At 69.9% G+C, this 23,397-nt stretch carries 24 protein-coding genes; 17 read left to right on the forward strand and 7 right to left on the reverse strand.

The genetic code is table 11. The annotated features are described in order from the left end of the window. Positions 1 to 50: 50 nt before the first annotated feature. Positions 51 to 1,322 (forward strand): D-inositol-3-phosphate glycosyltransferase, encoded by a 1,272-nt coding sequence (gene mshA / locus Afe05nite_RS01475; RefSeq protein ID WP_438867428.1) that lies wholly within the window; start codon positions 51 to 53, stop codon positions 1,320 to 1,322. Further along, on the forward strand, positions 1,316 to 1,807 hold the full coding sequence (locus Afe05nite_RS01480; RefSeq protein ID WP_203815063.1) for a type III secretion system chaperone family protein: 492 nt from the start codon (positions 1,316 to 1,318) through the stop codon (positions 1,805 to 1,807). The genes mshA and Afe05nite_RS01480 overlap by 7 nt, the downstream gene beginning before the upstream one ends. Before the next feature lie 454 nt (positions 1,808 to 2,261). Here Afe05nite_RS01480 and Afe05nite_RS01485 read toward each other — a convergent pair whose 3' ends face one another. Together Afe05nite_RS01485 and Afe05nite_RS01490 are read right to left on the reverse strand one after the other, a co-directional pair. Continuing rightward, positions 2,262 to 3,566 (reverse strand): MFS transporter, encoded by a 1,305-nt coding sequence (locus Afe05nite_RS01485; RefSeq protein ID WP_239117470.1) that lies wholly within the window; start codon positions 3,564 to 3,566, stop codon positions 2,262 to 2,264. 49 nt (positions 3,567 to 3,615) lie between these two features. After that, positions 3,616 to 4,926, reverse strand: a complete 1,311-nt coding sequence (locus tag Afe05nite_RS01490; RefSeq protein WP_203815065.1) for an MDR family MFS transporter — start codon at positions 4,924 to 4,926, stop codon at positions 3,616 to 3,618. Between the two features lie 134 nt (positions 4,927 to 5,060). Between Afe05nite_RS01490 and Afe05nite_RS01495 the strand changes: the two genes are divergently transcribed. Then, a complete protein-coding gene (locus tag Afe05nite_RS01495; protein ID WP_203815066.1) occupies positions 5,061 to 5,807 on the forward strand; it encodes a phosphoglyceromutase in 747 nt (248 codons plus the stop codon). 66 nt (positions 5,808 to 5,873) lie between these two features. Here Afe05nite_RS01495 and phoU read toward each other — a convergent pair whose 3' ends face one another. Continuing rightward, the gene (gene phoU, locus Afe05nite_RS01500) at positions 5,874 to 6,527 is read right to left on the reverse strand and encodes a phosphate signaling complex protein PhoU (protein WP_203815067.1); all 654 of its coding nucleotides are present in this window, start codon (positions 6,525 to 6,527) and stop codon (positions 5,874 to 5,876) included. 222 nt (positions 6,528 to 6,749) lie between these two features. Here phoU and Afe05nite_RS01505 point away from each other — a divergent pair, with 222 nt between their 5' ends. After that, a complete protein-coding gene (locus Afe05nite_RS01505; protein ID WP_438867430.1) occupies positions 6,750 to 8,024 on the forward strand; it encodes a sensor histidine kinase in 1,275 nt (424 codons plus the stop codon). Positions 8,025 to 8,055: 31 nt separating this feature from the next. Further along, on the forward strand, positions 8,056 to 8,739 hold the full coding sequence (locus Afe05nite_RS01510) for a response regulator (RefSeq protein WP_020512993.1): 684 nt from the start codon (positions 8,056 to 8,058) through the stop codon (positions 8,737 to 8,739). Here Afe05nite_RS01510 and Afe05nite_RS01515 read toward each other — a convergent pair. Then, positions 8,736 to 9,599, reverse strand: coding sequence for a DUF3109 family protein (locus tag Afe05nite_RS01515; protein ID WP_203815068.1), 864 nt, complete (start codon positions 9,597 to 9,599; stop codon positions 8,736 to 8,738). The two genes, Afe05nite_RS01510 and Afe05nite_RS01515, sit on opposite strands and share 4 nt — an antisense overlap. A gap of 110 nt (positions 9,600 to 9,709) precedes the next feature. Between Afe05nite_RS01515 and Afe05nite_RS01520 the strand changes: the two genes are divergently transcribed. Then, positions 9,710 to 10,531 carry a sugar phosphate isomerase/epimerase family protein gene (locus Afe05nite_RS01520; RefSeq protein WP_203815069.1) on the forward strand — a complete coding sequence of 274 codons (822 nt, stop codon included), beginning with the start codon at positions 9,710 to 9,712 and terminating at the stop codon, positions 10,529 to 10,531. A gap of 7 nt (positions 10,532 to 10,538) precedes the next feature. Here Afe05nite_RS01520 and Afe05nite_RS01525 read toward each other — a convergent pair whose 3' ends face one another. Next, a complete protein-coding gene (locus tag Afe05nite_RS01525) occupies positions 10,539 to 11,075 on the reverse strand; it encodes a CGNR zinc finger domain-containing protein (RefSeq protein WP_203815070.1) in 537 nt (178 codons plus the stop codon). 78 nt (positions 11,076 to 11,153) lie between these two features. On the opposite strand from Afe05nite_RS01525, the gene Afe05nite_RS01530 reads away from it, so the two are divergent. From Afe05nite_RS01530 to Afe05nite_RS01550, 5 genes are all read left to right on the forward strand, one after another. Continuing rightward, on the forward strand, positions 11,154 to 12,086 hold the full coding sequence (locus Afe05nite_RS01530) for a proline dehydrogenase family protein (RefSeq protein ID WP_203815071.1): 933 nt from the start codon (positions 11,154 to 11,156) through the stop codon (positions 12,084 to 12,086). A gap of 185 nt (positions 12,087 to 12,271) precedes the next feature. After that, positions 12,272 to 12,484: a helix-turn-helix domain-containing protein gene (locus Afe05nite_RS01535; protein ID WP_020512985.1), complete on the forward strand. Its 213-nt coding sequence runs from the start codon at positions 12,272 to 12,274 to the stop codon at positions 12,482 to 12,484. 173 nt (positions 12,485 to 12,657) lie between these two features. Beyond that, entirely contained in the window at positions 12,658 to 12,759 is a 102-nt protein-coding gene (locus Afe05nite_RS01540) for a 30S ribosomal protein bS22 (protein ID WP_007465623.1), read from the forward strand. 120 nt (positions 12,760 to 12,879) lie between these two features. Next, entirely contained in the window at positions 12,880 to 13,947 is a 1,068-nt protein-coding gene (locus tag Afe05nite_RS01545; protein WP_203815072.1) for an NAD-dependent epimerase/dehydratase family protein, read from the forward strand. Next, the gene (locus tag Afe05nite_RS01550; protein WP_203815073.1) at positions 13,944 to 14,993 is read left to right on the forward strand and encodes a lysophospholipid acyltransferase family protein; all 1,050 of its coding nucleotides are present in this window, start codon (positions 13,944 to 13,946) and stop codon (positions 14,991 to 14,993) included. The genes Afe05nite_RS01545 and Afe05nite_RS01550 overlap by 4 nt, the downstream gene beginning before the upstream one ends. 86 nt (positions 14,994 to 15,079) lie before the next feature. On the opposite strand, the gene Afe05nite_RS01555 is transcribed toward Afe05nite_RS01550, so the two are convergent. Both Afe05nite_RS01555 and Afe05nite_RS01560 read right to left on the reverse strand, forming a co-directional pair. After that, a complete protein-coding gene (locus tag Afe05nite_RS01555; protein WP_203815074.1) occupies positions 15,080 to 16,246 on the reverse strand; it encodes a DUF5667 domain-containing protein in 1,167 nt (388 codons plus the stop codon). A gap of 181 nt (positions 16,247 to 16,427) precedes the next feature. Continuing rightward, the gene (locus tag Afe05nite_RS01560; protein WP_203815075.1) at positions 16,428 to 17,381 is read right to left on the reverse strand and encodes an ECF subfamily RNA polymerase sigma factor, BldN family; all 954 of its coding nucleotides are present in this window, start codon (positions 17,379 to 17,381) and stop codon (positions 16,428 to 16,430) included. 378 nt (positions 17,382 to 17,759) lie between these two features. On the opposite strand from Afe05nite_RS01560, the gene Afe05nite_RS01565 reads away from it, so the two are divergent. The 6 genes from Afe05nite_RS01565 to hemC all read left to right on the forward strand — a co-directional run bounded on the left by Afe05nite_RS01565 (position 17,760) and on the right by hemC (position 23,338). Then, on the forward strand, positions 17,760 to 19,250 hold the full coding sequence (locus Afe05nite_RS01565) for an AMP-binding protein (protein WP_239117471.1): 1,491 nt from the start codon (positions 17,760 to 17,762) through the stop codon (positions 19,248 to 19,250). After that, positions 19,247 to 19,495, forward strand: a complete 249-nt coding sequence (locus tag Afe05nite_RS01570) for a glutaredoxin family protein (protein WP_203815077.1) — start codon at positions 19,247 to 19,249, stop codon at positions 19,493 to 19,495. The genes Afe05nite_RS01565 and Afe05nite_RS01570 overlap by 4 nt, the downstream gene beginning before the upstream one ends. Before the next feature lie 10 nt (positions 19,496 to 19,505). Next, positions 19,506 to 20,147 carry an HAD family hydrolase gene (locus Afe05nite_RS01575; protein WP_438867375.1) on the forward strand — a complete coding sequence of 214 codons (642 nt, stop codon included), beginning with the start codon at positions 19,506 to 19,508 and terminating at the stop codon, positions 20,145 to 20,147. Positions 20,148 to 20,370: 223 nt separating this feature from the next. After that, positions 20,371 to 21,123 (forward strand): redox-sensing transcriptional repressor Rex, encoded by a 753-nt coding sequence (locus tag Afe05nite_RS01580; RefSeq protein ID WP_203815079.1) that lies wholly within the window; start codon positions 20,371 to 20,373, stop codon positions 21,121 to 21,123. Then, positions 21,120 to 22,412 (forward strand): glutamyl-tRNA reductase, encoded by a 1,293-nt coding sequence (locus Afe05nite_RS01585; RefSeq protein WP_203815080.1) that lies wholly within the window; start codon positions 21,120 to 21,122, stop codon positions 22,410 to 22,412. Before Afe05nite_RS01580 ends, Afe05nite_RS01585 begins: the two co-directional genes overlap by 4 nt. After that, positions 22,409 to 23,338 (forward strand): hydroxymethylbilane synthase, encoded by a 930-nt coding sequence (gene hemC / locus Afe05nite_RS01590; RefSeq protein ID WP_203815081.1) that lies wholly within the window; start codon positions 22,409 to 22,411, stop codon positions 23,336 to 23,338. Before Afe05nite_RS01585 ends, hemC begins: the two co-directional genes overlap by 4 nt. The last annotated feature ends 59 nt before the right edge of the window (positions 23,339 to 23,397 follow it).

Genomic DNA, 23,397 nt, shown 5'->3' on the forward strand with positions numbered 1-23,397 from the left:
GGGAAGATTGACAAGGACGTAACAAAGTTTTGACCGCTTCGGGAGGAAAAATCGTGGTTGAGTGGCCGACCCCGCGGCGCATCGCCACCCTTTCGGTGCACACCTCCCCGCTGGAACAGCCCGGCACGGGCGACGCCGGTGGCATGAACGTCTACATCGTCGAGGTCTCCAAGCGGCTCGCCCGCCTGGGCGTCGAGGTGGAGATCTTCACCCGGGCCACCCGAAGCGAACTGCCGCCGGTCGTCGAGATGGCCCCCGGCGTCACGGTGCGGCACGTCACCGCCGGTCCGTACGAGGGTCTCGCCAAGGAGGATCTGCCGTCCCAGTTGTGCGCGTTCGCCAACGGCGTGTTGCGGGCCGAGGCGGCGCACCCACCGGGCCGGTACGACCTGATCCACTCGCACTACTGGCTCTCCGGCCAGGTCGGCTGGCTGGCCCGCGAGCGCTGGGGAGTGCCGCACGTGCACACCGCGCACACCCTGGCCAAGGTGAAGAACCGCTGGCTCGCAGCCGGTGACCGCCCCGAGCCCAAGGCCCGGGTGATCGGCGAGGAGCAGGTGATCGCCGAGTCCGACCGGCTCGTCGCGAACACCCACTTCGAGTTCCAGGACCTCGTCTCCTGTTACGACGCGTCACCGAGCCGGACCGCCGTGGTGCAGCCGGGGGTCGATCTCGACCGGTTCCGCCCGGGTCCTTCCGCTCGGGCGCGTCTGGGACTCCCGCCGGCCGACAAAATCGTCGCCTTCGTCGGTCGAATTCAGCCGCTCAAAGCACCCGACGTTCTTATTTCGGCGTTGCCGTTCATGACCGATCCCGCGGTGACCGTGGTCATCTGTGGCGGCCCCAGCGGGAGCGGCCTGGACCGGCCGACCGCGTTGATCGAGCTGGCCGCCTCGCTCGGGGTCAGCGACCGGGTGCTGTTCCTGCCCCCGCAGACCGGTGACGACCTCGCCGCCCTCTACCGCAGTGCCGACGTCGTCGCGGTGCCGTCCTACAGCGAGTCGTTCGGGCTGGTGGCGCTGGAGGCACAGGCCTGCGGCACGCCGGTGGTGGCGGCCGCGGTCGGCGGCCTGGTGACAGCGGTCCGCGACGGGGTCAGTGGGATGCTGGTCGACGGGCACGACCCGCGCGACTGGGCGCGGGCGCTCGATTCCCTGCTCGCCGCGCCGCGCCATCTGGCCGCCCTGGCCGAGGGTGCGGCGGCGCACGCGGCCGGCTTCTCCTGGGACCGTACGGCCGAAGGTCTGCTCCGGATCTACCGCGCGGCGGTGCTCGAGCATCGCGCGATGATCGCCGCTCGCTTGGAGGCGTACGCATGGTGACCGAACTGTTGGAGAGAGTCTTCACCGAGCGCGAGTTGGAGTGGGAGGCCACCGGCCCCGGCGCCTACGTGGTCTCGTTGCCCGGCACGCACAAGCTCAAGACCGCCTGCAATCTGATCGTCGGCGAGCACGCGTTGCGCATCGAGGCATTCGTGATGCGCCGGCCCGACGAACGCCGCGAGGAGTTGTGGGCGTGGTTGTTGCAGCGCAATGCGAGGATGTTCGGCGTATCGTTCTCGATCGATGCCGCCGGTGATGTCTACCTGACCGGCCGGGTCTCGCTGAAATCCCTGGACGAGGATGAGTTGGATCGCCTGCTGGGCTCCGTTCTGACCTACGCCGACGAGTCCTTCGACACCATGCTGGAGATCGGCTTCGGCTCCTCGATCCGCCGCGAATGGGAGTGGCGGGTAAAGCGGGGCGAGTCCCTGGCCAACCTTCAGGCTTTCAAGCACTTGGCCCCGGACGTGCCCGAAAATGACTGATTGCTGCCCGGCTGTCCGCTCGAGCCACGATTGATGACCTCCGGGGCCGGCTGATGCGGCCGGTCCCGAATATCAAATGCTGTGCGGTTTTTGAGTGAACTAATGGTTGCGGTGGGGGTGCCGGGCGCCCGGATGATTGAGCGGCGCTCCGCCGATCGGCCATTTGTGGGTGACTGTGACGGTGCAGACAGATGGCAGACAGCCAAGTGGCTTGTACGAGTTGACCGGCCCAACTAGCGTAATCAATGGACGTCGGACCGTTAGTTCGGGGAACTGGTTGATCAGAAATGATCGCCGCGGCCGACGTTTGGGGACGGGTGGCATATGCCGTTGGGGGACGGCGCGACCCGAGACCGGCGGTTAGTGCGGGCGACGCCTATGGGGATGGGCGTCGTCCGCCGCCGCCGGTGCTGTGTTTCTGGGCCACGCGCCTGGTCGCCAGGGGCTCTGTTCGCTACCGGACCTTCGCGGTGGCCGCCGTCTCGGTGCGGATGGTGGCGGCATGCCGCTCGCGGCTGGGGCCGGCCACCAGGTGCAGCGCCGCCGCCAGCAGCGCCACCCCGGCCACCACCAGCCAGTGCAGGCCGCCGAGGTATTGCAGACCGGCGCCGCCCAGCGCGGGTGCGAGGAAGGCCGCGGCCGGGAAGGTCAGGTAGAAGACCGCCTGGTAACGGCCGCGCAGCGAAGCCGGAGCCAGCTCGGAGTTGATCGCGGCGTTCGGCGGAGCGGCGAGCATGCTGCCGACCGTCCAGATGGCCGCCGCGCCCAGATAGCTCGGCAGCCGATCGGCCACCGCCAGCAGGCCGAAGCCGACCGCCGTGATCGCCTGGGCGGTCGCGAGCACCCGAGCCTTGAGGCGGTTGTCAATCAGCCGGGGCACGAAGAGTTGCCCCACCACGATCAGTGCGGCGCTCACGGCGACGACCGTGCCGTAGGCGGAGGGACTCAACCCGTCAGCCCGCATGGCCAGTGGCACGATCGTGCTGTTCTGCGTGTAGACCAGCGCCTGCAGCAGGGTCAGCCCGGCGAACGCCAGGAAGATCCGGTCCCCGAGCACCGCCCGCAGCCCGCCGTCACCCCGGCCGCTGTCACGCGGCCCGCCGTCATCCCGGCCGCCGTCATCCCGGCCCCTGGCGCTCTGGCGCGCTGGCCCGAGCGCGGGGTCGGGCGCGGCCGGGCGGTGCAGGGTCTCGGGGACCTTCCAGGCGATCACCGCGACGGCGGCCAGGGTGGAGGCCGCGTCGAGCAGGAACATGCCGACATAGCTCCACTCGGCCAGCAGGCCGGCCACCAGGGAGGCGCCCGCCGCGCCCAGGTTGAAGGCCCAGAACTCCAGGTTGAACGCCCGTAATCGGTTGTCGGCCGGGACCATGTCGATGATCGCGGCGACGAACGCGGGCGCCGGCATCGCCTGGGCCAGGCCCAGCAGCGCGCACAGGGCGGCGATCAGGGGGAGACTGCCGGCGAACGCCAGGGCGGCCAGGGCGGCCGCGCCGGCCAGGTGCGAGCAGAGCAGCGTGCGCCGGCGGCCCCAGCGGTCGGTCAGGACGCCGCCGGCCAGGGTGCCGAGCACGCCGCCCAGGCCGTACGTGCCGACGACCAGTCCCGCCACCGCGGTGCTCGCGCCCCGCTCCGCGGTCAGGTAGAGCGACAGGAACAGCACCGCGAAGCCGCCCAGCCGGTTGATCAGCAGCCCGGCCCAGAGGTACCAGTAGGTCGAGGGCAAGCCACCGGCCGTGGTCCGCAGCCAACCCCGCACGCCAAACCCCCGATTGGAAACCGTCTTAACAGACGCTACCGGGGGTCGATCAGACGCGCGACTCGGTGACCGGATCGTCGGCCGCCGGCGGAACCGGGGTGGCGGCCGGCGTGGTGGCCGGGGTGGCAACCCTGATGGGAGCATCGGAGGCCGGCGTCGCCTGGAGTTGCGCGATCCGCCGTTCCCGGCGCGGCCCGGTCACCAGATGCCCGATCGCCACCAGGGCGCCGACCCCGAAGCAACCGCTCCACAGTGCGGTGTCGCCGAGGTGCTCCTGGGTGAAGCCGCCGACGATCGGGGCCAGGGCCGTGCCGGCCGACCAGCTCAGCGAGTTCAATCCCTGGTAGCGGCCGCGCAACGAGGCCGGCGAGAGCGCCGCGACGGTGGCCGCGTTGGAGGGTGACTGGAGCATCTCGCCGAGCGTCCAGATCACCACGGTCAGGGCGAAGAACCAGGCGGTGTTCGCGAACGCGCCGAGGCCGAACCCGACTCCGATGATCAGTGCGGCGAGAGCCAGCACGCGGGACCGGTCGAAGCCCTCGATCAGCTTGGGGACGAAGAGCTGGCCGAGCACGATGAGCACGCCGTTGACCGCGATCACCCAGCCGTACGTGGCGGCCGACAGCCCGTCGGCGGCCATCGCGATCGGCAGCGTGGACAGGTGCTGCATCATCACGACTATCGAGCCGAGGCTGATGACCAGGTAGACGACGAAGGTGCGATCACGCAGGGCGGCCCCGATGCCGGGCGACCGCCGGGCGCGTACCGGAGAAGGGGTTGCCGGTCCGGTCTCGGCCAGAAAGATCAGGCTGATGACCGCCGTGATCAGGGTGCTGCCCGCGTCGATGACGAAAAGCAACAGGTAGTCGGCCTTGGCGGCGAGGCCGGCGCCGACCGCCGAGAGCGCGAAGCCGAGGTTGATCGCCCAGTAGTTCAGCGAGTAGGCGCGGACCCGGTCGCGGTCGGGCACGACGTCGACCATCATCGCGGAGAACGCCGGCCGCACCGCCTCGGTGACCACGCCCAGCAGGAACGTCACGGCCAGGACCGGCCAATAGCCGTACGCGAAACCGAGCGCGAGCATCAGAGCCGCCGCCCCGAACTGCGCGCTGAGCATGGTGGGCCGGCGGCCCCAGCGGTCGGCCAGGACGCCGCCGACGGTGGTGCCGATCGCACCACCGACCCCGTAGAAACCGATGACCAGGCCGGCCTGGCTCTGGCTGAAGTGCCGCTGGGTCGTCAGGTAGATGGCCATGAAGATCACCACGAAGGAGCCCAGGCGATTGATCAGCGTTCCGGTCCAGAGGAACCAGAACTGCCTGGGCAATCCGCCCACGGCCTGCTGGAACCAACCCCGCACGCTGTCCCCCGTAAGTGCCGAAAGGCGTTGCTGACACTTACAACCTAGGGGCTGGGGCAATCGCTTTTCCACGTGTCGGCCGCCACTGCCGGGTCGCCGCCCGCGCCGATCCCGGCTGGGGCAGGATGAAGGTCATGACAGGGACTTTGGTGCTGCTGCGACACGGCAACAGCGAGTGGAACGCCAAGAATCTCTTCACCGGCTGGGTCGACGTGGACCTGGACGCGAAGGGTGAGGACGAGGCCCGCCGCGGCGGCGAGCTGCTGAGGGAGCACGGGGTTCTGCCCGACGTCGTGCACACCAGCCTGCTCCGCCGCGCGATCCGGACCAGCGAGATCGCTCTGCACATCAGCGACCGGCACTGGATTCCGGTGAAGCGGCATTGGCGCCTCAACGAGCGCCACTACGGCGCGTTGCAGGGCAAGGACAAGAAGCAGACGCTTGCGGCGTACGGCGAGGAGCAGTTCATGCTGTGGCGCCGGTCGTACGACGTGCCGCCGCCGCCGATCGAGGCCGACTCGGAGTTCGCGCAGTTCGGTGACCCGCGTTACGCGACCCTCCCGCCCGAGCTGATGCCCAAGGCGGAGTGCCTCAAGGACGTGCTCGAGCGCGCGCTGCCCTACTGGTACGACGCGATCGTGCCGGACCTGGCCGCCGGCAAGACGGTCCTGGTCGCGGCGCACGGCAACTCGCTGCGCGCGATCGTGAAGCACCTCGACGACGTCTCCGACGAGGCGATCGCCGGGCTGAACATCCCGACCGGCTTCCCGCTGCGTTACGACCTCGACGAGAACTTCCGGCCGACCAACCCGGGCGGCACCTACCTCGACCCGGATGCCGCCAAGGCCGCCGCGGCCGCGGTCGCCAACCAGGGCCGCTGACCTTCCCGTGACACGGAAAGGCCGGGCCGCCCCCGTGGCGTCCCGGCCTCCTCCTTCGCCGAGTCCTCAGTTCTGGTTGTCCACCGGTTCGCCGGTGACCAGGAAGACCAGCTGCCCGCCGATGTTCACGGCGTGGTCGGCGTACCGCTCGTAGAACCGGCCCAGCAGCGCACCGTCGATCGCGGTCTCGGCGCCGTAGGGCCAGTCGTCGTCGAGCATCACCTGGAAGAGGCGGCGCTCGAGGTCGTCCATCGCGTCGTCGGCACCCTCGAGCGCGGCCGCCTGCTCGGCGTCGGGCTTGGCGAGCAGCGTGGCGATCTTCTCCGCCATCTGGTCGGCGACCTCGGCCATATCCTTGAACACCGGCCGCAGCTCGGCCGGCACGGCCGGCGACGGGTGCCGCCGTCTGGCCGTCTTGGCCACGTGCTCGGCCAGGTCGCCCATCCGCTCGAGGTCGGCGGAGATGTGCAGGGCGGTGATCACCATGCGCAGGTCGCCGGCGACCGGTGCCTGTCGCGCGATGGTGTCGGCCACCTTGCTCTCGACCTGGCTGTAGATCTTGTCGATCTGGATGTCCTGCTCGATCACCGACTCGGCTGCCTTGAGATCGGCGGTCAGCAGGGCGGAGGTGGCCTTGCGCAGGGCAGCCCGCACGGCCTCCGCCATGGTCACCAGCAGGCGGCTGACCTCGTTGAGATCCGCCTGGAACTCCTCGCGCATGTTGTCGTCCCGGGGGTCGGGGTCATGCCGTTTGGGCAGGGCATGACCTTGGTTGGTGCCTACGCTAGGTCGGTCCGACTGCTTGAACGTGAACACCGGTGAACGACGCCGGGCGCAGTGGTGAACATTATTCGACGCGCGTCCGATATGTCCGATAAGGCGTAGGGCCCAGGTAAACAATGACCCTACGATCGCTGCGTGGACTTGGCATACAGCATCCTCCTGGCTCTCGTCGCGCTCGGCGCCGGCGCGGCCGCCGGTGTGCTGTACGCCCGTGCCCGCAAAACGCCGGACCAGGCCGTTTCCACCGGTTCCCGGTCGGACGAGAAAGGACCCGCCATCGACATCGAGGAAGAGGCCGCCGCCGTCAAGCACGGCATGAAGGGGCTCGGCCGCAAGAGCCTCGACTCGCTGCGTGTCGGAGTGGTCGTGCTCGACGCCGAAGACCACCCGGTGCTGGTCAACCCGGCCGCCCGGGCGATGGGTCTGCTCCGCTCCGGCGGCGCGCCCGGCACGATCGCGGCGCACCCCATTCTGCGTACCCTCGCCGGTCAGGTCCGCCGCACCGGCGTGCGTCGGGAAGTGGAGCTCGACCTCCCGCGAGGCCGCGCCGGCGGGGCCTCCGCCCCGCTCGGCCTGCACCTGCGCGCCGTGGCCCTCAACTCGACACATGTGGCGATCGAGGCCGCCGACGTCACCGAGGCGCACCGGCTCGCCCGGGTCCGCCGGGACTTCGTCGCCAACGTCAGTCACGAGCTGAAGACCCCGATCGGCGCGCTGCAGCTGCTCGCCGAGGCCCTGCTCGACGCGACCGACCTGTCGGCCAGCGAGGCCAAGTCGACCGACGAGCAGTCCGAGGACCTGGCCGCGGCCCGCCGGTTCGCCGAGCGCATCCACCACGAGTCGGCCCGGATGGGTCGCCTCGTCAACGAACTCCTCGAACTCACCCGGCTCCAGGGCGCCGAGCCGCTGCCCACGCCCGAGCCCGTCTCGATCGACTGGGTGATCGCCGAGGTGATCGACCGCACGCGCACCACCGCGTCGGCGAAGACCATCGAAGTGACGTACGCCGGTCCCAAGGGCGCGATGGTCTACGGCAGTGACAGCCAGGTGGCCACCGCGGTGACCAACCTCGTCGAGAACGCGATCGCCTACTCGGGCGAGGACACCAAGGTGTCGATCACCCTGCGTCAGGACGACGACTGGGTCGAGATCGACGTGGCCGACCAGGGCATCGGTATCGCCGCGCACGACGTCGACCGCATCTTCGAACGGTTCTACCGGGCCGACCAGGCCAGGTCACGGGCCACCGGCGGCACCGGACTCGGCCTGGCCATCGTCAAGCACATCGCGACCAACCACGGCGGCCGCGTCGACGTGACGAGCGCGCTCGGCGACGGCTCGACGTTCACCCTGCGCCTGCCGGCGCAACCCCCCGAAGCCCCTTTGCCGTTACCAGCGGCAATTGAGATCGAGTCCGGTGCGGCCGGGCGCTAGTCCCGGAGTCCGGAAGATGGAAGGAACCACATTGGCCCGCGTGCTCGTGGTCGAAGATGAGGAGTCGTTCTCCGACGCCCTGTCGTACATGCTGCGTAAGGAGGGCTTCGAGGTGTCGGTCGCCCCGACCGGAACCTCGGCACTCACCCAGTTCGACCGGACCGGTGCCGACATCGTGCTGCTCGACCTGATGCTTCCGGAAATGTCCGGCACCGAGGTCTGCCGCCAGCTGCGGCAGCGCTCCGCCGTACCGATCATCATGGTCACCGCCCGGGACAGCGAGATCGACAAGGTGGTCGGCCTGGAGATCGGTGCCGACGACTACGTCACCAAGCCGTACTCCCCGCGCGAGTTGGTCGCCCGCATCCGCGCCGTCCTGCGCCGCCAGGGCACCGAGGCCGCCGAGGTGTCCACCCCGACCTTGGCCGCCGGCCCGGTCCGGATGGACGTGGAACGCCACGTCGTCACCGTCGACGGCGCCGGCGTGCAGCTCCCCCTGAAGGAGTTCGAACTCCTCGAGCTGCTGCTCCGCAACGCCGGCCGGGTGCTCACCCGCGGCCAGCTGATCGACCGCGTCTGGGGTGCCGACTACGTAGGCGACACCAAGACCCTCGACGTCCACGTGAAGCGGCTGCGCTCGAAGGTCGAACCCGAGCCCTCCGCGCCCCGCTACATCGTCACCGTCCGCGGCCTGGGCTACAAATTCGAGCCCTAGGCCGGCGGGCCCGGAGCCGTCGGGGTAGCCGGAGCCGTCGGGGTAGCCGGCTCCCGGCCGCCCCGCTCGCGCGGCCTTTCGGCCGCCGCCGCGGTAGCCGGATGGATAGCGATCAGACCGGTTTTAAGCCGCGCTGTGCACAATTCAGCAAGCTTGTCGTACGCGGCCTTGCCGATCAGGGCGTTCAGCTCGGGGCCGTAGGTGATGAACATCGGGTCGGAGCCGACGTGGGCCTCCGGCGAGGAGGTGCACCACCAGTCGAGGTCGGCACCGCCGGGGCCCCAGCCGCGGCGGTCGAACTCGGTAAGGGTGGATTGCAGGATCTTGGTGCCGTCCGGGCGCTTGATCCAGTCCTGGGCCCGGCGGACCGGCAGCTGCCAGCAGACGTCCGGCTTGTAGGTCAGCGGGTGGACGCCGTCGCGCAGGGCTTGGGCGTGCAGTGCGCAGCCGGCGCCGGCCGGGAAGTCGGCGTCGTTGAGGAAGACGCAGGGGCCGTCCTGGGTCTGGATGGCGGTGCGGCGGGCGGGCTTGGCCCCGTCGATGCTGTCGATCTCGGTGTAGTTCTTGAAACCGCGCCGGTAGTGCTGCCACGTTTCCGGGGTCAGCTTCTGCGCCGCCGCCTTGACCCGGTTCTCGTCGTCGGCGTCGGTGAAGAACGCGCCGTGTGTGCAGCAGCCCTCGTGTGCGCGACCGGCCACGATGCCGTGGCAGGCTGACCCGAACACGCACGTCCAGCGGGAGAGAAGCCAGGTCAGGTCGGCTCGAACGAGATGTTGATCGTCGGCCGGGTCTTGGAACTCGATCCACTCACGAGGGAAATCAAGGCCGACCTCGGGGCGGATCTGGTCACGGCGGGTCACTTGCGACAGCGTACGCGCGCAGGTGCCTAATGCCGCGCTGCCGCCCGGTATGACCGGTTACTCCCTACGTGTGGCGTGCCCGCGCGACAAACGGGTCTACCCTTCAAAGGGTGAGTTCCCGCGTTCCTGTGCTTCTGTCCAGCTCCTCGGTTTTCCCCGAGCCGACCGCTGCCGCGTTCGAGATGGCCGCCACCGTGGGTTACGACGGCGTCGAGGTAATGGTGTGGACCGACGCCGTCAGTCAGGACGCCGGCGCCTTGCAGGGTCTGTCCGACCACTACGGCGTGCCGGTCCTGTCGGTGCACGCGCCCTGCCTGCTGGTGACCCAGCGGGTGTGGAGTCCTGATCCGTGGGAGCGACTCAACCGGGCCGCCCAGCTTGCCGAGACCCTCGGTGCCCCGACCGTGGTGGTGCATCCACCGTTCACCTGGCAGCGCGACTACGCCAAGAATTTCGCCGCCGGCCTGGCCGAGGTCCAGCAGCGCCATCCCGACCTGTCGTTCGCGATCGAGAACATGTTCCCGGTGAAGATGGCCGGCCGCTGGTTCGTGCCCTACACGCCGGGCTGGGATCCGACCGAGACCGGCTTCGACGCGTACACGCTGGACATCTCGCACTGTTCCGCGTCCCGCATCGACGCGCTCGACATGATGCGGAAGATGGGTTCCGGCCTCAAGCACGTCCACCTCGGTGACGGTTCCGGGGCCGGCCGGGACGAACATCTCGTGCCCGGGCGCGGCAATCAGCCGTGCGCCGAGGTGCTGCGTTCGTTGGTGGCGCGCGGGTTCACCGGTTCGGTGGCGCTGGAGGTCTCCACCCGCAAGGCGACGAGCCGCCCGGCCCGGGAGAAGGACCTGCGCGAATCGCTGGAGTTCGCCCGGCGCCACCTGGCCCCGGCGACCAGCGCCGCGCCGGCGATCACCCGCGCCTGAGGCGAGCTCAGGCGAGCGTGAGGTTGGCGGCCCGCTTGCGGGCCCGGTGCGCGGCCACGTGCGAACGGGTGGCGCACCGCTCCGAGCAGAATCGCCGGCAGTTGTTGGAGGACGTGTCGAGGTAGACGTTGCCGCAGCGCTCGTCGGCGCAGATGCCGAACCGGGCGCTGCCGTACTCGCACAGCCAGACGGCCAGGCCCCAGGCGGCGCCGGCCAGATATTCCGCGCTTACCGAGGCACCGCGGCTGGTCACGTGCATGTGCCAGTCGCTGGCGTCGTGGCCGGAGATGCGCGGTTGCACCGGGAAAGTCTCGAGCAGCACGTTGATTTCGTTCACCGCTTCGGCGTCCCGGCCGGCGGTGCCCAGTTGGAAGACGTCGCGCAGGCGCCGCTGGGCGCGCCGGAAGACGCCGAGGTCCTTCTCCGTGATGTGTTCCCGCATCCAGCCCTGTTCGTCGGCGAACAGAGCACGCAGCCCGGTGATGTCGCTGAGCTCCGCGTTGACGAGATCGACCGCCGTGCGGGCGTACGCATCGAAGTTCACCCGACAACGGTAGCCGCACCACGCTCGGACGGACATGGTTGCCGCGACCGGCGCGGTTTCGGGCGATACCCTCGGCCCATGCTCCGTTCCGTCTTCCTGGCCGCCGCGGATTCGTCGCGTCTCGGCCGGCTGGTCTCCTCGGCGTCCGTCAGCAAGAAGGCGGCCCGCCGCTTCGTGGCCGGGGCCGACGTGGCCGACGCCCTGCGCGCGGCCCGTGAGCTGGCCGACGACGGTCTCGGGATCACCGTGGACCGGCTCGGGGCCGAGACCGTGACGGCGGAACAGGCGCGCGTGGTCCGCGACGAATATGTCGCCCTGCTCGGCCGGTTGAAGACGGCCGGCTTGACGCCGGCGGCCGAGGTGAGCGTCAAGCTTTCCGCGTTGGGCCAGCGCATCGACGACCGGATGGCGTACGAGTACGCCGAGGCCGTGTGCGCGACGGCGGCCGAGGCGGGCACCTCGGTGACGCTCGACGCCGAGGATCACACCACCACCGACTCGACTCTGGAGATCCTCGCCGAGCTGCGTAAGGACTATCCGTCGACGGGCGCGGTGCTTCAGGCCCACCTTCGTCGCACCGAGGGCGACTGCCGGGAGCTGGCCACGGCGGGTTCGCGGGTGCGGCTGTGCAAGGGCGCCTATGCCGAGCCCGAGTCGGTGGCGTTCCAGGACGCGCTGGACATCGACAAGTCGTTCGTCCGCTGCCTGAACATTCTGATGTCGGGCGAGGGCTATCCGATGGTGGCGACCCACGACCCCCGGCTGATCGCGATCGCCGAGGACCGGGCCCGCTGGTTCGACCGCTCCGCCGACGAGTACGAGTTCCAGATGCTGCACGGCATGCGCCCGGAGGAGCAGGCGCGGCTGGCGGCGGGCGGCAACATCGTCCGGGTCTACCTGCCGTACGGCGAGCAGTGGTACGCGTACCTCATGCGTCGCCTGGCCGAACGTCCCTCGACCATCTCCGTGCTCGGGCGCGCTCTCGTGCCGCGCCGCGAAGCGGGAAAGTAGCTCTTTAGGGCTAAATCGTGCCATAACTGGCGTGTCGGCCTTGACTTTTTCTGGCGCATTTCACGGAACGCATCGCGTTGGTCACAGAGGTATCGATACCGTTCTGATGAAACGCACGTCAGCCGCCGCGTCGCGAAGCCGAGAGTCGCCGGTGGCCGTGCCCGGGAAAGGATCGGTGCGACGAGATGACGGGTCCAGCCCAGACCGAGGAACGCCTATCCGAGGTGCGGTTTTTGACCGTTGCCGAGGTGGCCGCCCTCATGCGGGTCTCGAAGATGACCGTCTACCGCCTGGTGCACGGCGGTGACCTGACCGCCGTCCGGGTGGGCCGGTCGTTCCGGGTGCCGGAGCACGCGGTGCACGACTACCTGCGGGGTGCGTTCTCTCAGACCGCCTAGGGGCCCTTTTGGCTCTGCCCCGACCGGGCCGGTACGCTGGTGCGGTTGGTTCCCGGTCCAGCCCCCGCCGCTGCTTCGCGCGGCGAGGAGATCGGGACGCCGTCCAGATCGGATGCGGCCGTGCCCGGTGGGCACCCGGGTCCGAGCCACATGGTTTCGAGAGGCAAATTCGTATGGGCTCCGTGGTCAAGAAGCGCCGCAAGCGTATGGCGAAGAAGAAGCACCGCAAGCTGCTGCGCAAGACCCGCGTCCAGCGTCGCCGTCTGGGCAAGTGACGGGCGGTCGGGTGTCCTCGGGTTCACCTTCGGCGTTTTCCGCCGCGGGTTGACCCAAGCACCTGACCGGGCCCGACTTGCCTTTCGCCGCTTCGAAAGTCGCATCGGAAGGTCCTCCCCGTGGTGACCTCACCGCCCCGCGTCGTCGTGGTGACCGGCGTCAGCCGTTTTCTCGGCGCCCGGGTGGCTGCCCGCTTGGCGGCCGATCCGCGTATCGAGCGCGTCGTCGGCCTGGACCCGCAAGATCCTCCACCGGCCCTCCGGGCTGTCCTGGAGGACGTCGAGCTGGTCCGGGCCGATGCTCGCGTGGCTGCCGGTGCCATGGCCGACCTCGGTGCCGAGGCGGTCGTGCACATGGCGGTGACCAGTGCTCCGGATTCGCAGCATGGCGGACGCCAGGCGATGAAGGAGCAGAACGTCATCGGCACGATGCAGCTGCTCGCGGCAGCTCAGGGTGCCCCCGGCCTGCGTAAGATCATCGTGCGCTCGTCGACGGCTGCCTACGGCGCTTCGTTTCGTGACCCGGCGGTCTTCACCGAGGACACCGAACCGCGGGCGGTGCCACGCGGCTCGTACGCCCGGGACATCCTCGACATCGAGGGTTACGTCCGGGGGTTCCGCCGTCGCCGGCCCGACGTGACCGCGACGGTGCTGCGGTTCGCGCCGTTCATCGGCTCCACCGCCGACACCACGCTCACCCGCCTGTTCGCCCAGCCGTTGGTGCCGACCGTCCTGGGTCGGGACGCCCGGCTCCAGTTCGTGCACGTCGACGACGCACTCGAGGTGGCGAACCGGGCGGTGGTCGAAGACCACCCGGGCACCTTCAACGTGGCCGGCGCCGGTGTCCTGACGCTGTCCCAGGCTGTCCGGCGGGCCGGGCGAGTGTCCGTGCCGTTGCCCGAGGGCACCTTTTCCGCGGTGCTCGGGCTGGCTCGCAACCTCGGCATCGGCAAGATCGGCCTCGACCAGGTCGACCTCTTCGTGCACGGCCGGGTGGTCGACACCGCCCGGCTGGTCCGGGAGTTCGGCTTCACGCCGCGCACCACCGAGGCCGCCTTCAACGACTTCATCGCGGCGCACGCCAACGGTTCGTCGCTGACCGCCGCCCGGCTGGAAGCGGCCGAGCGCGCGATCCTTGACGGGGTCCGCACGCTGCGGTCCACCGCCGGCGGGGGTGACCGGGCTTGAGCCAGCCCGAGTACCGTGACATGTTGCCTGGCCATGCCGACTTCGCCCTGCCCGCGCCCGCGGCTCCGGTCCGGCTCAACGGCCGGCGGCCGATCCCGGAGGTGCCGCAGATGAACGGGCATTCCGAGGCGCCGTCCGCGAACGAAGTGCCGCCCGCGAACGAAGCGCCCCAGCCGACCCGGAGTGAAAAGCCGGCCGAGCCGATCGACGTCTGGGACCAGCGGGTCGCGGGGGCCCTCGCCTTCCTGCGCCGGCGGCTGGCCGGCAACTACGAGGTCGACGACTTCGGGTTCGACCCCGAGCTGACCGACGCGCTCTTCCACCCCATGCTGCGGGTGCTCTATCGAGACTGGTTCCGCACCGAGGTGTTCGGTGTCGAGCACGTACCGGTCGACGGCGGGGCGCTGATCGTCGGCAACCACTCCGGCACGCTCGCCCTCGACGCGCTGATGCTCTCGACCGCGATCCGCGACCAGACCAGGGCCGAGCGGCACCTTCGGCTGCTCGGCGCCGACCTGGTGTTCCGGATGCCGTTCGTCAGCGAGCTGGCCCGCAAGTCGGGCGCTACGGTGGCCTGCAACCCCGACGCCGAGCGGCTGATGAGCCAGGGCGAGCTGGTCGGCGTCTTCCCCGAGGGCTTCAAGGGCATCGGCAAGCCGTTCGCCGACCGTTACAAGCTTCAGCGGTTCGGCCGGGGCGGGTTCGTGTCGGCGGCCCTGCGCACCGGCACCCCGATCGTCCCGGTGGCGATCGTCGGCGCCGAGGAGATCTATCCGATCCTCGCCGACATCAAGCCGCTGGCCAGGCTGCTGGGGGTGCCCTATTTCCCGATCACGCCCACGTTCCCGTGGCTGGGCCCGCTGGGTCTGGTGCCGTTGCCGAGCAAGTGGCTCATGCGGTTCTGCCCGCCGATCCCCACCGCTCACCTGACCGAGCACGCGGACGACCCGATGGTCGTCTACAACCTCGCCGACCAGGTGCGTGAAACCATTCAGGCCACCTTGCTGGAGCTTCTGGAGAAGCGACCGGACCCGTTCGGCCTGTGAGATAACCGGCCGAAAGTGGCTATAGTGACAGATGAGGGGCGGTCCGGTAACTCCCGGCAACCGCCCCTCGCCATATCTAGTGCCGGCTAGTCGCCGAAGATGTCGCCGAGCAGCCCACCGACCGGGCCGCCGTCTTCGCTGCCCTCATCGACCGGTGTTTCCGACGGAGTCAGCATCGGTGTTCCGCCCACCGGTCCCAGGCCGGGAGCCGGCGATTGGGAGGGCGAGCCGCCCTTGTCGGAGTGTCCGATGCTCGGCTTCGCGGTCGGGCTGGTCCGCTGCGGCCTTGCCTTCGGCTCCTTCTGCTCGGCCTTGGTGGTCGACTTGCCGCTGTGCCCGTTGGGCCGGGTCGTCGCGGCGCCGTCCGCCGTGCTGGTGCAGTCCTTCAGCTTGGGCCCGAGTTCGTCCGAGCCGGCCGAGAGAACCTGGGCGCAGTTCAGGCCGGTGCGCAGTTCGTCGCCGCGCTTGCCGATCTCGTCGAGCAGCGACAGCGAATCCAAGGCCCGCTGCTGGTTGGCCATGTTCAGCGGGTCCAGCGCCGGGAGCAGGGTCTGCCTCTGCTGCTGGACGAACGCCTCGACGGTGGCCAGCGGCTTGAGGTCGCGGTGGGCGACCGACGAGGTGTAGAGCAGCCGGACGCCCTTGCGGGTGCTGGCGTCCATGTCCGTCAGCACACCGGGGAAGCCGGCCGCGTCGCCCGGCATCGAGACCGCCTCGGCCAGCCGGGTGCGGGCGAAGTCGAGCGACAGCTGACCCCGGGTCACGTCGGAACCGGCCATGGCCAGTTGGGCGCGCTCGGTCGAACGCTTCACCCCGTACAGCGCATCGCCGGGCGACGCGTTCTCGCTCGCCGCGGAGATTCCGGAGACCGCCAGGGCGCCGGCCGCGACGCCGATCACTATCGCGCCGCGGGCCCGGATCCGCCGGCCCGCCCGGCCGAGAATCCTGGCCTTCAGACCGCCACCGGCCGGTGCCGCCGCGGCGGCACCGATCCCGGACTGGGCGTCGGCGGCGGTACGGCCGATGCCGTCCCGTTCGGCGGTGGCGACCAGCATGGCGCGCAAGCCGACGCGGAACTCCGGGTCGACCTGGGCCCCGGGCCTGGCCGTACTGAGGCTGGAACCGATGGCGACCAGTTCGGCGAGTCGCTCGTCGGCCGGGCCGTGGCTGTGATGCCGCCGGCCGCCGGTGCTCTCGTCGAGAAGCTCCGCGAAGCGCTCGGCGCTCCGCCGGTCGAGGAAATCGAAGCTCATAGCGGGCACCTCCCCTCGCTAGTGACTGTCTCGTCGGCAGAGTCGCCGACGGTAGCGACGAAACCGGTGGTCCTGGAAGCCCTCCGGGGTCGCACCCGGACAAACGCGTGACACTCGTCCCCGGTTACGGGGGCCAACTGCTGATATCGGGACCCGTAGATCGACATGTTCGCGGCCCCGGTCACCACTGAAACCCTTCGGGCAACAACCGGGCGAGCGCCCGTACGGCCCGGTATTGGAGGGCCTTGATCGCGCCCTCGTTCTTGCCCATCGTCCGCGCCGTCTCGGCCACCGAGAAGCCCTGCAGGAAGCGCAGCACAATGCACTCCTGCTGCTCCGGGTTGAGCTGCTTGACCGCGGTGAGCAGGGCGACGTTGGTGATGTGGTCGACGACTGCCGACTCCGGGCTGCCTTCCGGCCCGCGGTCCTCGCGGTCGGCGTCGAGCACGTCGCCGGTGGTCACCTCGAGGCGGTAGCGACCGGACTTGAAGTGGTCGGCCACCAGGTTGCGGGCGATCGTGACCAGCCAGGCCCCGAGGTCGCGACCCTGCCAGGTGAAGCTGCCGATCCGCTTGAGGGCCCGCAGGAACGTGTCCGACGTGAGGTCCTCGGCGAGTTGGCGGTTGCCGACCCGGAAGTAGACGAACCGGAAAACCGTGTCCACGTACCTGTCGTAGATGAGGCCGAACGCCTCCGCCTCGCCGGCCTGGGCGCGCTCGACCAGAGCCCACACCTCGGCGGCAGCGTCGCCCGGGTCGGGGCGGGCCGGATATTTCGGCGGCTCGCTCTCGCTGGGCGGCCCGGTGGTGCTCTGCGCCGGTACGACCACTGTCTGGTCGCCGACCACCGGGTTTTCCGGCAGTTGGCTGCGCTGGCCGGCGGTCGGCTGGGCGGGCATGGACGGGCGTCCGGGCACCGCGACCCGGCCACCACCCGGCAGCGGCTTGGCATTGCCGGTGGGTGGCATCCGGACCCCGGGTGACTCGTTGACATGTCGGCGGTTGCTCGTCCGCTTCCCGCCGTCGCCGCGGATGGTGTTGGCGATCAGGTCGTCGACCGAGCGCCGGAGGGAGCTCAACCCTTCGGAGACAGCGAGGCGCGGGTGGTACGGATCCCCGGCGTACACATGACTCACTGCGCCTCCTCGACCCGGCGGGCCTGGTCCAACCGCGAATCCGTCCCGCCAGACATGGATTGGCAGTAATTCCGTGCTTTTTGTGGCACAGCGGCCTCCTCGGGATGAGGGGTGATCACTCATAGCAAAACGGGTGAAGGCAGCCGCCAAATCGTCGGCCGACCTCACCCAGGGCTTTGGAGTCCGTTACTCAGGCACGAAGTATCACGGGCTCCGAATACACGGAGTCGCACACCATGTGCGCTGCGCGAAAAGCATACGAAGTGGCGCAGACAAGACACAAGGAACGCATGCCACGATGGTGGACACTCTCGCGACCGCGACGGACTGTCTGTCCGCCGTCGGAATCTCGGCCCTTCTGTGCGAGACTCGTCCCTCGTGGAGGACGTAGTCGCCGCCGCTGCCGCACGCCGGCCCGGTCATCCCGCTCTGATCACCCCGGAAAGCGCGCTGACCTGGGCCGACCTGGACGCCAAGGTGGACGCCGCGGCCCGTCGGATCGTCATGCTGGCCCGGCCCGGCGAACGGGTGGCCATCGTGCTCGGTAACTCCGTCGATTTCGCGGTGACCTACTTCGGCACCCTCCGGGCGGGCCGGGTGGCGGTCCCGCTCAACCCCGGATACACCGCCGACGAGCTAGAACATGTGGTCACCGACTGCCGGGCCGCGGTGGTGGTCGCCGAGCCGGCGGTGCGGGCCCGATTGCAGTCGTCGACGCCCCCGTGCGTACCCCCGGATCTCGGAACCGCGACCGGTGACCTGCCGGAAGTCGCCGCCGATGAGGTCGCCGTGCTGCTCTACACCTCGGGGACCAGCGGCCGTCCGAAGGGCGCGATGCTCACGCACGCCGCGCTCGCCGCCAACCATGAGCAGCTCGACGCGATCGAGCCGCCGGTCGTCGGGCCGGACGACGTCGTGTTGCTCGCCATGCCGCTGTTTCACGCCTACGGGTTGAACACCGGGCTCGGCACCGTCGCCCACCATGCGGCCACCGGGGTGCTGATCGACCGCTTCGATGCCGCTGCCTCACTGTCCGTGATTGCTGAGCGTGCGGTAACTGTGACGATCGGCGTCCCGGGCATGTACTCGGCGTGGTCCCGCCAACCTGACGTCGGCAAGGCGTTCAGCAGTCTGCGCACCGCGGTGTGCGGCGCGGCACCGCTCGACCGGGCCGAGTCGGCCCGCTTCGGCGCGGCCACCGGAAAGACCATCCTGATCGGGTACGGGCTGACCGAGACCGCCCCGGTGCTCACCACGACGGCGGTCAGCGACCGGTCCAAGGCCGGCTCGATCGGCCGGCCGCTGCCGGGCGTCTCGTTGCGACTGCGCTCGGCCGGCGGCGACGTGCTGTGGGAGGACGGCACCGCCTCGGCCGACGAGGACCTGGCCGAGCTGGACCTGTCGATCGAGGACACGGCCGGCACCGACCCGGGGGAGATCGTGGTGCGCGGAGCCAATCTGTTCGCCGGTTACTGGCCCGACGGTGCGGGCGGCCCCGACGCCGACGGCTGGTGGCCGACCGGGGACATCGCCTACGCCGACGCCGACGGCGATCTGCACCTGGTCGACCGGATCGGCGAGCTGATCCTGGTGAACGGCTTCAACGTCTACCCGGCGGAGATCGAGCGGGTGCTCACCGCGCATCCGGGGGTGGCCGAGGCGGCCGTGGTCGGGGTGCCCGACCAGGCGAGCGGTCAGCGCCCGCACGCGTACGTCGTCTCCGCCCTCGATCCCGCCCCGACTCCCGCCGAGCTGCAGGTCTTCTGCGCGGCCCGGCTGGCCCGGTTCAAGCTGCCGAGCGTCGAGCTGGTGCGTGAACTTCCGCACTCGGCCATCGGCAAGGTGCGCAAGGGGGATCTGTCGTCATGAATCGGGTTGTTCTGATCAGCCGGGACGGCTGCCATCTCTGTGCCGAGGCCGAGGGTGTGCTCGATCGCATAGTTCCTGGCCGGTGGGATCGGGTGGACGTCGACTCGGACGTCGAACTGCAGCGTGACTACGGCGATCGGGTGCCGGTGGTGCTGCTCGACGGCACCGAGCACGGCTACTGGCGGGTCGAGGAAACGCGGCTGTTACGGGATTTGGCTCGACCGCCGGGGGAGCCCCGCATATAGGTTGTTGGCCGTGGCGCGCACTCATCTTGTCTGGGACTGGAACGGCACTCTTCTCGACGACCTCAGTCTGGTGGTCTCCTCGACCAACACGGCGTTCGAGTCGATCGGCGGGCGCAACGTGGACGCCGACGAGCATCGGTCCCGCTTCCGGCGGCCGGTGGCCGACTTCTACGCGGAGATCCTGGGGCGGGCGATCGACGAGGCGGAGTTCGGCGAGCTCGACCGGATCTTCCACGACGCCTACCGGCTGGGGCTGACCAGCATGACCCTGGCCGCCGACGCGATGACCGCGATCAAGGCCTGGCCGGGCTCCCAGTCGCTGCTGTCCATGTGGTTCCACAACGAGCTGGTCCCGGCGGTCGAGACGTACGGGCTGGCGGGCGTCTTCACCCGGGTCGACGGCCTGCGGACCGAGGTCGGCGGCCACCTCAAGGCCGGTCACCTCGCCACCCATCTCGACGAGCTCGGGGTCGCCGGCGACGACGTCGTACTGATCGGCGACTCGCTCGACGACGCGGCCGCGGCCGACGCGGTCGGCGGCAAGGTCGTGCTCTACACCGGAGGCTTCACCCACCCCGACCGGCTCCGCGCGTCGGGCTATCCGGTTGCGGACACGCTGCTCGAGGCCGTGGAGATGGCCCGGATGCTGTAGCGAAGTGGCCGAGCGGACCGATCAGCGGGCATACTTTCAGCGGCGGGGCTCACTAGCACGTTTAGTGGATCTTTGTCCACTCGTGGGGCCAAGATCGCGATTTGTGCACGCCTTCACAAGCGCCTACTCTGTGACTGCGACGAGCTCCGGTACCACAGGCTGATAAGCCAGGCGTCCAGGGGGCTCGCATTCAGGGTTCGACACCTCGTCGGCACGGAGTCAGATGAGTCAGCAGCGGCACGGAAGCACGTCCGGTAACGGCGATCGGGCCGGCGCCGTCCCCGCCTTCCCGGATCTTCCGGAGGCGACGATCGCCCGGCTACCGGAATACCTACGCGCACTGCACAACCTCGGCGAGGGTGGTGCGGACACGATCTCGAGCGAAGGTCTCGCGGCCGCCGCCGGGGTCAACTCGGCCAAGCTTCGCAAGGATCTCTCCCACCTCGGGTCGTACGGCACCCGCGGCGTCGGCTACGACGTCGCCCTGCTGATCGAGCAGATCGAGTACGTCCTCGGTCTCGACCAGCGCCGGGCCGTCGGCCTGGTCGGAGTCGGTAACCTCGGGCACGCCCTCGCGGGCTACGACGGCTTCGCCAGCCGCGGTTTCAAAATAGTGGCCCTGTTCGACGCCGACCCGGCCAAGGTCGGCGAGCGCATACACGGTCTGGTCGTGCGGCACATCGACGAGCTGCCCGCGGTCGCCGCCGAGGAGACCCTCGCGATCGGCGTCATCGCCACCCCGGCCGGCGCCGCCCAGGCGGTCGCCGACGAACTGGTCGCGGCGGGCGTCACCAGCATTCTCAACTTCGCGCCGTGTGTCCTCTCGGTGCCGGCAAACGTCGACGTACGCAAAGTCGACCTCGCCATCGAGCTGCAGATCCTCTCATTCCATGAGCACCGCAAGGCTTCGCTCACGGCGCTGCCGGGCGGCCGTTCCGCCACGGGGGCGGGAAACCAGGAGGCGGTCGGGTCGTGAACCTGCTCAGCGTCGGTGCGTCCTATCGCACCGCCGACGTCAGCACGCTGGAACGGCTCACCATCGCCGAGGCCGACGTCCCACGGGTCCTGCAGAAACTCGTCGGCCAGCCGTACGTGGGCGAGGCCGTCCTCCTCTCCACCTGCAACCGGGTGGAGATCTACGCGGCGGTCAGCGGCTTCCACGGCGGTCTCGGCGACGTCTGCAACGTGCTCGCCGAGGCGTCCGGCATCCCGGCCACCGAGCTGGCCGGTCATCTCTACGTGCACTACGACGAGGCGGCGGTGCTGCACTCGTTCCGGGTGTCGGCCGGCCTCGACTCGATGGTCGTGGGCGAGGCGCAGATCCTCGGCCAGTTGCGGGACGCCTATCACTCGGCGACCGAGTCGGACACCGCCGGCCGGTTGCTGCACGAGCTGATGCAGCAGGCGCTGCGGGTCGGCAAGCGGGCGCACGCCGAGACCGGCATCGACAAAGCCGGGCAGAGCGTGGTCACGGCCGCGCTCGAGGTGGCCTCCTCCTACCTGGGCGATCTCGACGGCAAGTCGGCCCTCGTGATCGGCGCCGGGGCCATGGGTGCGCTGACGGTGGCCACGCTGACCCGGGCCGGTATCGGGCCGGTGCGGATCACCAACCGCAGCGGCGCGCGCGCCGACCGACTCGCCGAGGCGTACGGCGCGGTGGCCGTACCCTTCGCGGACCTCGACCTCGCCCTTCGCGAGGCCGACCTGGTCATCTCCGCCACGGCGTCGACCGAGCCGGTGCTGACCCGCGACCGTCTCGCCTCGGCCGGGCCGCTCGTGGTGCTCGACCTCGCGGTGCCGCGCGACGTGGCGCCCGACGTGACCGGCCTCGACGGCATCACCATCATCGACATCGACAGCCTGGCCACGTCCCGGCGGGCCCTGCCGGCGGCCGCCGATACCGCCGCCGTCGAGCAGATCGTCACCGCCGAGGTGGACCATTTCCTCGGCTGGCTGCGCGGCACCGAGATCGCGCCGACGGTGGCCGCGCTGCGGACCCGGGCCGAGGACATCGTGTCGGCCGAGCTGCGCAAGTTGTGGTCGCGCAAGCCGGAATTCACCGAGGAGCAACGGGGCGAGGTTTCCCGTACGCTGCATCGGGTCGTCCAGCAGCTGCTGCATTCGCCGACCGTGCGGGTGCGCCGGCTCGCCGCCGAACCGGGTGGCGACCAGTACGCCGCCATGTTACGTGAGTTGTTCGACTTGGACGTGCCGCAGTACGCCACCCAGGCCGACGCCGTACCCGAGATCGGAGGCAAATCGTGAGTTCACCGCTTCGTCTCGGCACTCGTGGCAGCGCGCTGGCGCTGGCGCAGTCGCAGCAGACCGCCGACGCGTTCACCGCCGCCACCGGCCGGCCCGTCGAGCTGGTGCGCATCGTCACCTCCGGCGACCGGTCCAACGCGCCCGTCGCCACCCTGGGTGTGGGCGTCTTCGTGTCGGCATTGCGGGACGCACTGCTGGCCGGCGAGATCGATTTCGCCGTCCACTCGTACAAGGATCTGCCCACCGCTCTGCCCGCCAGCCTGCACATCGCGGCCGTCCCGCCGCGCCAGGATCCGCGTGACGTGTTGATCTCGCGCGGTGACCGGACGCTGGCCGAGCTGCCGCCGGGGTCGACCATCGGAACCGGAGCGGTGCGCCGAATCGCGCAACTGCATGCTTTGGGCCTAGAGTTGCAGGTCACGCCGATCCGCGGGAATATCGACAGCCGGATCGCCCGGGTCCTCGGACCCGAGGCCGATCTGGATGCCGTCGTGATCGCCCGAGCCGGTGTGGCGCGCCTCGGCCGCGCGAGCGAGATCGCCGAGACGTTGGATCCGATGCTCATGCTGCCCGCCCCCGCCCAGGGCGCACTGGCGGTGGAGTGCCGGTCCGACGACGCAGACCTGGTCGAGCTGTTGGCCGCACTCGATCATGCACCGTCCCGCGCCGCTGTCGTTGCGGAACGGGCGTTGCTGGCCACGCTCGAGGCCGGGTGCTCCGCCCCGGTCGCGGCACATGCCGAACTCGCTGAGGGCGAGGAAGGCGACGAGATCTACCTGCGCGGTGCGGTGATCAGCCCGGATGGGTCCCGAGCCATCCGCCTGTCGCGCACCGGAACGCCCGCCGACGCGGCGGAGATCGGCAAGGCACTCGCCGCCGATCTCCTCGAGAACGGCGCCGACACCCTATTGGGGAGCAATGCATGAGCGACTGCACCGAGCGGCACCAGGCCGCGCCTTACGACGGCCTCGTGGACGAGGGCCAG

Source organism: Paractinoplanes ferrugineus, assembly GCF_016862195.1.
GTDB classification, from domain to species: domain Bacteria; phylum Actinomycetota; class Actinomycetes; order Mycobacteriales; family Micromonosporaceae; genus Actinoplanes; species Actinoplanes ferrugineus.